Here is a 9128-nt window from a genome sequence, read left to right as displayed (position 1 = left end):
TGCATGCGTTGCTGACGGCGCTGAAATCGCCGGACGATGCCATCGACTGGGACACGCTGCTGCCCTGGAAAATCACCCTACCTTAAACCCCACGACCGAACACTGTGGGGATTTAACGACGCTTACGAAAGACAAGGTAAAGAGGGTTGTTCAGGAAGAAGAGAGGTCTAAACCGCAATTACGGTATAACAGTTCACCAGGAGATGAAACAAATGAGGCAGGAAAGTACGGGAAATAACGGCACCGCAGGTGCCGTCTGTTCTTGACCTTCCCGCCCTGGCCAACGTCATTTTGCCCTGGTACCCGACTCAGGCTCAGATTCAAAGGCAATCACGCAACCAACGATCATGGAAACGGCCCAGATCACTTGAAAGGTGATATGCACCAGTGCGCTACTGTATGACAACAGCATGCCGGTGAAGGGGATAAGCAACAGCAGGGTGCTATAGATAATGAACTTCCCGCCAACGCTTTTTCGCTGTGCTGGCGACATTTTTTTGACTCTGGGATTGTTCGCGATCTTACGTCTTAGGTATTTCCACATACCCACCTCCCTCTTGGCGACTGAAAATAGCATTGTATTCAGTATAGTATTCATTTTCCCTTGAAGTAATCAGGCCGGTTTTCCAGCTCGCGCGCTATCAGCTCATCAGCAAACAACGGCGCGGCTTTGGCTACTCTTCGCTCGAGATTGCGCTGGCGTGCCTGTGCCTTGCGTTCTGGACTCCAGCGGCGGATCGGGCGCACATCCAAAAAATCCAGCGACACGGCATAATCACCGCCCGGCACAAACAACGCCATCACACTGGCTGGCGCACGCGCACCGGCAGGGACATCTTCAAACACCAATATTTCTTCACCGGGACAAGGCCGATGCGGATACCGCCATCGCAGGGAATAGCGCCACTCATTCACCGCTGGTCCTCCAGTTTATTAGGCAACATCAGCTCGTCCAGCCACTGTTCTATCTCTGTTCGGCTTTCCAGTTCACTACGCATGCTTTTGACGATAGACCATAACGGCTGCCCCATGGAGAACGGCTCACGTTGCATGCTGGTAAACCGCAGACTCCATGCCTGCACCATTCCAATCAGATCATCGTCATAAATCCCATGCCTGTCTTGCCGCTTGTACCATGCTGCAAGCTCACTGGGTGTTGAAAACGCCAGTTCTATTTCGGCTTGGGCTACATTTACCTGGTAACGTCGACGTTTTTGCAACCGTTCCTTGTTTTGCTGGCGACGTTTACGATCAGACTTCAAATCCCATCGGCGATGATGACGTTCTTGGTGCCGCAAACGCGTTTCGGGGAAAAAGGTTTCAATCAAGCTACTCGACAGGGGCAACGGACAGCGTTCTCCACGCGTTTCGATCAGTGTATCAATCGCCTCGATATAGCGTTGTTTTGTCGAACCAAATCGCTCTTTCGGATCGTAACTCGCATCAACGCACTGGATATCTGCCGCTGTAATCTTTGCCCGTCCATCATTCAAGGCACGGAACAGGGCTTTCGCTTAAGGATGAGTCGGTAAACTCCGGCCTGCATCCTGCTTGGCCTCCACACAGGCTATCGCCTGTATTGCTGCCAGTTGAAAGGGACTGATGGGAACAAGTGCCAAATGGTTCGGGATCATACGGCATGCCCTCCCATACGCAGAGCAACGGCCAGTGCATTTGCTCCGCTATAACCGGCTCGAATATATTCCTCCAGCCGTGCCATCTTATCTTTGACCGCCACCGGGTCGAAGCCTTCAGCACTGTAGAACCATGCTACGGCCTCCCCGCCATCGAACCATAGCCGTCCGTACCAGTAGGGGGATTCATGGCAAGGGCTGCAAATCTCGATCAGCACTCGAGGAGCAGCTTGATGTGACAAGCGCAGATTTACCGGATGCAAACCGCCCCATTCATGCCGCAGTTCGCAATCCACTTGCCAACACTCAGGCAGGGATAACGCTGAGATCACCGCATTGGACAACCGCAAACGAGCCTCATCACCCCGCTCGCGATACTGCTCAAAATCGGTGGTGGTGAAGGCTTGCAGCTTGGCTAACGTGAATTTTTCTTCTTTTGTCATGTCGATATTGCCGCCCCGAAGGGCGGCACCTCCGGTTGTTATTCAGCAATTGGGTTATCAGATGCGGTGTCAGCGGTGCTTTTATCTTCCGCTGCCGGTCGGAAGCAATTAGGTAGCCAACGAAGCGTTGCCAATTCATCTTCCGCTAACTGCGCGGCGTCACCTTTCTTCATCTTCAGTGCTGATGCGGCCTGCGCGGATTTTCCCGCATCAAGCAACGCGTCACTGATCTGCTCTTTGCTGATACGCCCGAAGTAATTCTCTTTAGTCGGCTTCCACCAATCACACAGGTCGAATTCCAACGCATTTTCAACCGTGGTCAGTTTGTCGCCTACCTTCCCCTCTTTTGAGGCAAAGCTCTGCACACCATTCAGCGAGAGGCCAACACAGAATGCCAGCAGGGCCAAAATTTCTGCCGCTTCCCATGCCAGCAGCCATGAAAAATCATCTTTCCATCCTTCCGGTAATTTCGCTTTCCACTGCGCATACAGCTTGCTTAACTCATGCTCCGCTGCGCCCTCAGCTGCTGTAGGTGCGTTATTCAGCAGGGTGCTACGCTGGATTTCCAGACGGGTATCGAGCACCGTGGTGGTATAACCGGTACCGAACACTTTTGTCGCCATGGTGTGGGTATGCAGCGCCAGTGCGACTGCCGGGTTTTGGACCAGAGCGGCCATGACGGCCAACGTTCTTTCAGACGAGAGACTGGTCACCAATACAGAAGACAACCCCATTTCCGACGGCGGTGTTTCCTTTTTGATTTTCTCGCGCTCGACCTTTTCAGCCTGCTTAACGTCTTCCATCTTCATCAGGCCGCGCTGGAACCTAATTTTCCCGTCTTTCAGGTAGGCGACGATCCCGGCCTTCGCCCGCACCTTCGCCGACCATTTATTGATTTCGGCGTTATTATTGATCTCGGCAAGCCGCGCCGTGATTTGCTCAACGCGTGGAGCATGTTCCCATTCGTCATCCGCATCAGCGCCGTCGAGCTGTTCTTCGAGTTGTTTTTTCTCGTCAGTCAGCTGCTTTGCCTCTGCCTTCTGCTCGCTGGTTAACTTTGTCGGCACGTCGAGGATCTCGAACAGCTTTTCATCTCCGCCCCAGCTTTGAACGACCTTGCTACGCCCCAGCGACCACAACCAGCCTTCCTCCTTTGCCATGAGATCAGCGGCTTCTTGCAGTTTGGCTACCGCCATCGCTTCGAGCTGTTGCGCGTTAGTCAAAATGACGCTTTCGGCAAACAGATCGTCGCGGATTTCGCCGCCTGCGGCTTGGTAGGCATCCAACCCGACAAAATCGACCATCGTACTTTCAGCCGCCGATACTTCGTCATTCAACACGCTTTCTCGCAGCGCTTTCACCGTGCGCTTGTACTCATAATGCTTGCTGTTATCCCACGTTTGGATCTGGCGCTGATGATCGTCGGTCGAACTCAACGCCCCCAACTGATCGAGGGTGATGTCATCGGTTTTCAGCAATTCGAGTAGCTGTGGTGCTACGGTCGTCAATTTCAGGCACTTTTTAACATGCGCCGTGCGGTAGCCAAGAATGGCCGCGATCTGCTCAACGGGTTTACCTTCTTCAGCCAACTCACGGAAGTTGGCCAACTGGTCTGCGGGGGACAGATTGGAACGTTGCCCATTCTCGGCATACGAAATTGCCCGGGCCTTGTCTTCATCGACCACCTTGACCGGAACAGGAAATTCGGACGTAACGGGCACACCGGCAGCTGATCGACTTTCTTCCATCAAGATATTGAGCGCCAGACGACGCGTTTCGCCCCCCGCGACACCGAACAGGCCATTATCCATGGGAAACACGATCAGATTTTGCAACAATCCAGCGGCCTCAATACTGGCCGCCAGTTCCCGCACCTCTTTCTCCGGTACCGGCGTTTTGCGGGCATTGAGCGGGGTTTTCACCAGTTGCTTGAGCGTGACAATTTCAACCAGTGCATCGACAAGCGCGGTTTCAACAAACTGCGCAACGGCGGTTTTGACCTTCGGCGTTTTAGCTTTAGTCATTGATTTTTCTTTGGTAGATGCTTTAGACTCGGTAACTGACATAGTTGAGACTCCTTATGTATTGACTACTGTCTGCCGGACGGCTCACGTCCGGCACCCTTTTGCTTACTGCTTTTTCACACCGTAATCCGTGATACCGCGATTCAGCCAATAACCGGCATCGGGTTCAAAATTCCAATAACGCTTGACCAACTCGCCGTCTCTCCTGACAACGAGCCGGAAATGCGTCCCCTGATCGTCCTCGATGGCGATATTGCTGTAGGCAGCTGTTACAGCGCAGGCCTCTTCATGCGTAAACGTGCCTTCCGGTAACAGCACGTGTTGATCGGTCTGGTCAGTCATTGGCTATAAACTCCTGTTAGTGATGCCCTGCTTGCACAGGGCTAAAAGGTCATCCTAGAACGGGATATCGTCTTCAAAATCCATCGGCGGGTATTGACCACCTTGCGGCTGCGATAGTGGCGCTGATGGTGCTTGCGCGGCATCTGCTCCCTTTGGCGTACCTTTCCCTTTACCAGTACGCTTGCCCTTGGCCGGTGCGCTGCTGGCTGCTGGCTGCGCGGCAGCCGGAGGTTGAGGTGCATTGCCGCTGGTCTGGCGCTCGCCGCCGCCCAGCATTTGCATGGTGCCATTGACCTTCACCACGATTTCGGTGGTGTAACGATCGCCACCCTGTTCGTCCTGCCATTTGCGGGTTTGCAGTTGCCCCTCGATATAGACCTTTGAGCCTTTGCTCAGGTATTCCCCGGCCACTTCGGCCAGCTTTCCGAACAAGACGACGCGATGCCATTCGGTTTTTTCTTTTTGTTCGCCCGTTGCCTTGTCGCGCCATGTTTCGGAAGTTGCCAACGTCAGATTGGCTACCGCGCCCCCATTGGGCATATAACGAATTTCGGGAGCCTGACCCAGATTGCCGACCAAAATCACTTTGTTTACGCCACGTTCTGCCATGATGAATCTCCTTATTTCCGTTGAGCTTTCGCTTTTGAAAACCATCACCCGTTGAGTTGTCGGGGCCGCGGTTTTGATGTTATTGCGGGGACCTGCTGGACTTTCCCGCTGGGTATTACCTTCACCCGTTTGAGAGTCGTTCGCCGCGAGGGCGTAAACGAGCACGGCCCGGTGAAGATGTCTGGGGGGGAGCGGGAAATTTTTTTCGGTCTAATGAAATGGCCGGAAAAAATTTATTGCGAAAGGCATGGCCGGCCCCTAGACAGCAAGACGGGTTGTGCTTGTCTCAGCCCCGGCGAAAGAACTCAAATGGGTGAAGATATCCAGGTAATGAAACGAGCAGGAACCCGTCGCAACGACGAAACGCGCGGGCGCGAAACGGCGTTGCTCCTTAGCGCTCTGCGGCCACATCGCAGAGCAGTGAACGCGCTGGCCTTGGCCAGCTGCAGGGGTTGACCTGGCCGTCAGATATCAGACCCAAGCCGTCAGGCCCGAAACCCGCATCAAGCGGGGTTCGGCGAAGCTTGTCCGGCGTTTTTTGGCCGGGCTAGCTGAGTAGGGGTGACGACCAGGCAACGCCTGGAAGCCGAAGGTATCCAAACTGCAGTTAATTCTTGCCCATCAGCTGCAGGGCAGAAGCAACCGAGGGAATATAAGGATAAGAAGGAAAAGAACGGACAGAAGCAGGAAGAAGACAAAGAGGAGAGAGAAGACATCAGAAGGATAGAAGAGAAGGAAGCTCACCAGGAGCGGCATAGGGAAGAACAGCGCCGCAGGCGCTGTCCTCTCTCTGGCTTTTTTGCCGCTGACCTTTCCCCGCCGGCGCCCATAATGAGCACCGGGCCGAGCCAATACAGCTTATTAAGTTTTGCTCACACTTCGGAGCTGCCGATCCACTCCCCGGCAAGATGTGCTTCCCATCCTTCAGGAAACGCCGATTGTAACACCTCCATTTCCAAGGCCTCGAGGTTATCATGTGTCCAATTTTCGACAGGTGCGGGAAACGTCTGCAATGGTTCGCCGGACAAACCAGTAATGACCAATGTTTCTTTTTCGCGGCCACGCAATAAATCAGGTTCCTGCGATGATAAAGGACGGGCAATAATCATTGTTCACCTCAGTGAGTTTTATAATGTGTGTTGTTAATATTGTGACGTTAGCATGATGTTTAATACAATTTGCCTTTAGGTCACAGGCTTGCCAGCGCGATCACTTAGTGACATTCCTACCCGCCTGTGACAGCGCGACAATTTCAGCCTGCAACCACCGAGGCGCTACGTTCAACTTTTCCTCGCATCATCTCGATACGCTGCTTAAGTGCCGAATGCATCTTATGCCCTCTATGGCTCCCCGGAGTTGATCCGGGGAGCTATTTTTATTTGTTCGGGATTTCAACGGTTTTCATGTCGCTGATATACACAGATGACAGCGTGCAACCTTGCGTCATCACTCGGCGGTAGCGATAGGCTCCGTGGGTGTCGGTGGCCTCAACGGCCCGAACGCCCTTGTAATCACGGTGTTTCGCGGCCCATTCGGCTTTTGTCATCGTCACACATCCCTCGTCGGGAACATTCACGATCGGCGGGCGTTTTACTGGCTGACTGGCGGCTTGTGCCTCTTCCTCTGTGGGGGCTTTATAATCGGTGATGCGATCAACGGTAAGTTTCATCGTTCCCTTGTAACCTAGGCATTCGTACCACGGTGTTTCTATTGAGGTGACTTCCCCGTTTCTTTTGTTGATCTTGAGGATGGGTAGTAACCGTCCCATTTAGAACGTCGTACAGGGGCAGCCCGTCCAACCAGTGATATCGGACACTATTTATGATTAAGGCAGGGATTTAGTTTCGCGGAAGTTCCGCTTTCCATGGCATCAGATCTCGTACGCGATTCGACGGCCAGTCGGCTATCTCGCTGATCACATACCGTAACCACTCTTGCGGATCTACGCCGTTGAGTTTGCAGGTCACGATTAACGAGTACATCAGCGCGGCATTCTCACCGCCACTGGCAGAACCTACGAAGAGGTAGTTCTTGCGCCCCAGCGCCACCAGGCGTAGCGCGTTCTCGGCGATATTATTGTCCAGTTCCACCCAGCCATTGTGGCAGAACGTATTCAGCACATCCCACTGATTACTCAGATAGTTGAACGCCCCCTTCAACCCGGAGATACTCGACAGGGTTTCATTCTGTTGTTGTCTCCATTCGTTCAGCGACTCCATTAATGGAAGGCTTCTTTCCTGCCGTACAGCCAGCCGTTCTTCTGCCGGACTACCCCTTATTTCGGCTTCGATGGCGTATAACTCAGCGAACCGCCTCAAGGCCTCAGTTGTTTCTGCCGTTGGGGTCCTGACATGGACGTCATAGAACTTCCGTCGGGCATGCGCCATGCATCCAGCTTCGGTTACTCGTCCGCTTTTATAGAGTTGATCGTAACCACTGAACGCATCCGCCTGCAGCACGCCGTTATACCCTGACAGGTGCTCCTGCGGGTGGATACCTTTTCTATCTGCTGACCAGGCGAACCACGCCGCCGGGGGCATCACCGAACCCGCGCGACGATCATCTCTTACGTAGACCCACAGCCGACTGGTCTGGCATTTTCCGTTGCCCGGTGCCAGCAGACTTACGGTCGTATCATCCGTATTCACTTTTCCAGGCTCAAGCACATAGCGGTTGAGTTCCTCATACAACGGCCTGAGTTTGTCGGCCATCGCATCCACCCAGCGTTCCATTGTACTCCGGCTTAGTTCTACACCTTGCCGCCCATAGATCACTGACTGCCGGTTCAGTGGTTGATGATCACAGTATTTTGCCGTCAGTATCTGTGCCAGTAACCCCGGCCCCGCATAACTGCGCTCGATCGGCTTGGAGGGCATAGGGGCCTGAACGATGCGATCGCACTTGCCACACGCAAGTTTTGTCCGTTTCGTTTCGAGAACCTGGAAGGCGCTGCTGATGAACTCCAGTTGTTCGGATACACTCTCCCCCAACGGTTTAAACGCGCCACCACAGTCCGGACAGCAGGTTTCTTCTGGTTCGATGTGCCGGGTTTCCCGTGGCAGATGAGAAGGCAGAGGCTTGCGGTGGGAAGACTGTTGCAGTGCACGGGGAACAGCAGGGTCGGGGTCTGGTCCTTGCACGGCATCCATTTCTGCCAGCAGGGTTTCGAGGCGTTTCTCGGCTTTTCTGAGGAGTTTGGTGGCTTTGTCGCGGTTTCTCTCACTGCTGCTGCCGAACACCATCCGTTGCAGCTTATCGATGTGCGCTTTCAACTTGTCGATTTCGCGCCGATAGCTGGTTACCAGGCTAGACAGATTGCGGTTGATCGCCCGCTGCTCGCGCAGCAGGGCTTTCAGTTGAGTAATATCATCGGGCAGCTCATCGTTCATACACCCACTTTACAACAGGTTATATCCGAAGCCTAGAATGTTCAGTGCGTTTAGGATGTCGCCAGTCCATGGCTTCAAGCAGCATGGCGAGTTGAGCGGGGGTGAGATGGATTTTACCATCACGTACCACCGGCCAGACAAAGCGCCCACGCTCCAGGCGCTTGCTCAGCAGACACAAGCCATCCCGATCTGCCCACAGCATCTTGAGCATCACGCCACTACGCCCCCGGAAGACGAAGAGATGCCCGCTGAACGGATCGGCCTTTAATGTGTTCTGAACCTTCGATGCCAAGCCATGGAAGCCGCAGCGCATATCCGTTGTACCTGCAACCAGCCAGATTTTTGTTCCTGTAGGTAAGGAGATCATCGTGCTTCTCCTTTCAGTTCGCCGAACAGCATCCGCAGCAAGGCCGGGGTGACTGCTCCGCTGAGCTTTAAGGTTCCTCCTGGTAATACTATTTCACAACACAGTGCATTATCCGGCACGGTTAATGTGGGTAGGCTGGGAGTGAAGTCGATAACGTCGTGCCGAGAGTCTGCCACTTCTACAGGCATTAGCGTGACATGGGCTTCGGGGCTGTTTTTATCCTGTTCCTTCAGATACCGGCGCCGCCAGTTAAAAAGCAGATTGTCATTGAGCCCATGCTCACGTGCGAGTCGTGCCACATTTATGCCGGGTTGCATGGA

Annotated in this window: 12 protein-coding genes and 1 pseudogene; 1 reads left to right on the top strand and 12 read right to left on the bottom strand. The window is 53.7% G+C overall.

Annotated elements, in window-relative coordinates; translation table 11 throughout:
* On the top strand, window positions 1-238 hold a 238-nt coding region (locus tag ACMV5I_RS28595), incomplete at its 5' end, for a hypothetical protein (RefSeq protein WP_414825872.1).
* Window positions 239-286: 48 nt separating this feature from the next.
* Here ACMV5I_RS28595 and ACMV5I_RS28590 read toward each other — a convergent pair.
* From ACMV5I_RS28590 to ACMV5I_RS28535, 12 genes and pseudogenes are all read right to left on the bottom strand, one after another.
* Window positions 287-544 (bottom strand): hypothetical protein, encoded by a 258-nt coding sequence (locus tag ACMV5I_RS28590; protein ID WP_414825871.1) that lies wholly within the window; start codon window positions 542-544, stop codon window positions 287-289.
* Between the two features lie 50 nt (window positions 545-594).
* Window positions 595-915, bottom strand: coding sequence for a theronine dehydrogenase (locus ACMV5I_RS28585; protein WP_414825870.1), 321 nt, complete (start codon window positions 913-915; stop codon window positions 595-597).
* Window positions 912-1493 (bottom strand): plasmid SOS inhibition protein A, encoded by a 582-nt coding sequence (locus ACMV5I_RS28580; protein WP_414825869.1) that lies wholly within the window; start codon window positions 1491-1493, stop codon window positions 912-914. The genes ACMV5I_RS28585 and ACMV5I_RS28580 overlap by 4 nt, the downstream gene beginning before the upstream one ends.
* A gap of 137 nt (window positions 1494-1630) precedes the next feature.
* Window positions 1631-2077, bottom strand: coding sequence for a conjugation system SOS inhibitor PsiB (gene psiB / locus ACMV5I_RS28575; protein ID WP_414825868.1), 447 nt, complete (start codon window positions 2075-2077; stop codon window positions 1631-1633).
* Window positions 2078-2115: 38 nt separating this feature from the next.
* Window positions 2116-4101, bottom strand: a complete 1986-nt coding sequence (locus tag ACMV5I_RS28570; RefSeq protein WP_414825867.1) for a ParB/RepB/Spo0J family partition protein — start codon at window positions 4099-4101, stop codon at window positions 2116-2118.
* Between the two features lie 105 nt (window positions 4102-4206).
* Window positions 4207-4443 carry a DUF905 domain-containing protein gene (locus tag ACMV5I_RS28565; protein ID WP_414825866.1) on the bottom strand — a complete coding sequence of 79 codons (237 nt, stop codon included), beginning with the start codon at window positions 4441-4443 and terminating at the stop codon, window positions 4207-4209.
* A gap of 54 nt (window positions 4444-4497) precedes the next feature.
* Window positions 4498-5052 carry a single-stranded DNA-binding protein gene (locus ACMV5I_RS28560; protein ID WP_414825865.1) on the bottom strand — a complete coding sequence of 185 codons (555 nt, stop codon included), beginning with the start codon at window positions 5050-5052 and terminating at the stop codon, window positions 4498-4500.
* 872 nt (window positions 5053-5924) lie between these two features.
* Window positions 5925-6161, bottom strand: coding sequence for a hypothetical protein (locus ACMV5I_RS28555; protein WP_414825864.1), 237 nt, complete (start codon window positions 6159-6161; stop codon window positions 5925-5927).
* A gap of 266 nt (window positions 6162-6427) precedes the next feature.
* A pseudogene (locus tag ACMV5I_RS28550) lies at window positions 6428-6817 on the bottom strand (hypothetical protein); the annotation flags it as partial.
* A 73-nt stretch (window positions 6818-6890) separates the two neighbouring features.
* Entirely contained in the window at window positions 6891-8441 is a 1551-nt protein-coding gene (gene tnpC, locus ACMV5I_RS28545) for an IS66 family transposase (protein WP_414825863.1), read from the bottom strand.
* Window positions 8442-8460: 19 nt separating this feature from the next.
* The gene (tnpB, locus tag ACMV5I_RS28540; protein ID WP_414825862.1) at window positions 8461-8808 is read right to left on the bottom strand and encodes an IS66 family insertion sequence element accessory protein TnpB; all 348 of its coding nucleotides are present in this window, start codon (window positions 8806-8808) and stop codon (window positions 8461-8463) included.
* Window positions 8805-9128, bottom strand: a 324-nt coding sequence (locus ACMV5I_RS28535; protein ID WP_414825861.1) for a transposase, incomplete at its 5' end; no start/stop codon positions are given. The genes tnpB and ACMV5I_RS28535, both read right to left, overlap by 4 nt.

This window comes from Serratia sp. T13T92 (genome assembly GCF_047530105.1).
Classification (GTDB): domain Bacteria; phylum Pseudomonadota; class Gammaproteobacteria; order Enterobacterales; family Enterobacteriaceae; genus Chania; species Chania fonticola.
This window is presented reverse-complemented; position numbering and strand designations above follow the sequence as displayed.

What these genes read in the sequence shown, in the direction of transcription:
- psiB (WP_414825868.1), bottom strand. Translation starts at nt 2,077, where the DNA reads ATGACAAAAGAAGAAAAATTCACGTTAGCCAAGCTGCAAGCCTTCACC.
- ACMV5I_RS28570 (WP_414825867.1), bottom strand. Translation starts at nt 4,101, where the DNA reads ATGACTAAAGCTAAAACGCCGAAGGTCAAAACCGCCGTTGCGCAGTTT.
- ACMV5I_RS28590 (WP_414825871.1), bottom strand. Translation starts at nt 544, where the DNA reads ATGTGGAAATACCTAAGACGTAAGATCGCGAACAATCCCAGAGTCAAA.
- tnpB (WP_414825862.1), bottom strand. Translation starts at nt 8,808, where the DNA reads ATGATCTCCTTACCTACAGGAACAAAAATCTGGCTGGTTGCAGGTACA.
- ACMV5I_RS28565 (WP_414825866.1), bottom strand. Translation starts at nt 4,443, where the DNA reads ATGACTGACCAGACCGATCAACACGTGCTGTTACCGGAAGGCACGTTT.
- ACMV5I_RS28560 (WP_414825865.1), bottom strand. Translation starts at nt 5,052, where the DNA reads ATGGCAGAACGTGGCGTAAACAAAGTGATTTTGGTCGGCAATCTGGGT.
- tnpC (WP_414825863.1), bottom strand. Translation starts at nt 8,441, where the DNA reads ATGAACGATGAGCTGCCCGATGATATTACTCAACTGAAAGCCCTGCTG.
- ACMV5I_RS28555 (WP_414825864.1), bottom strand. Translation starts at nt 6,161, where the DNA reads ATGATTATTGCCCGTCCTTTATCATCGCAGGAACCTGATTTATTGCGT.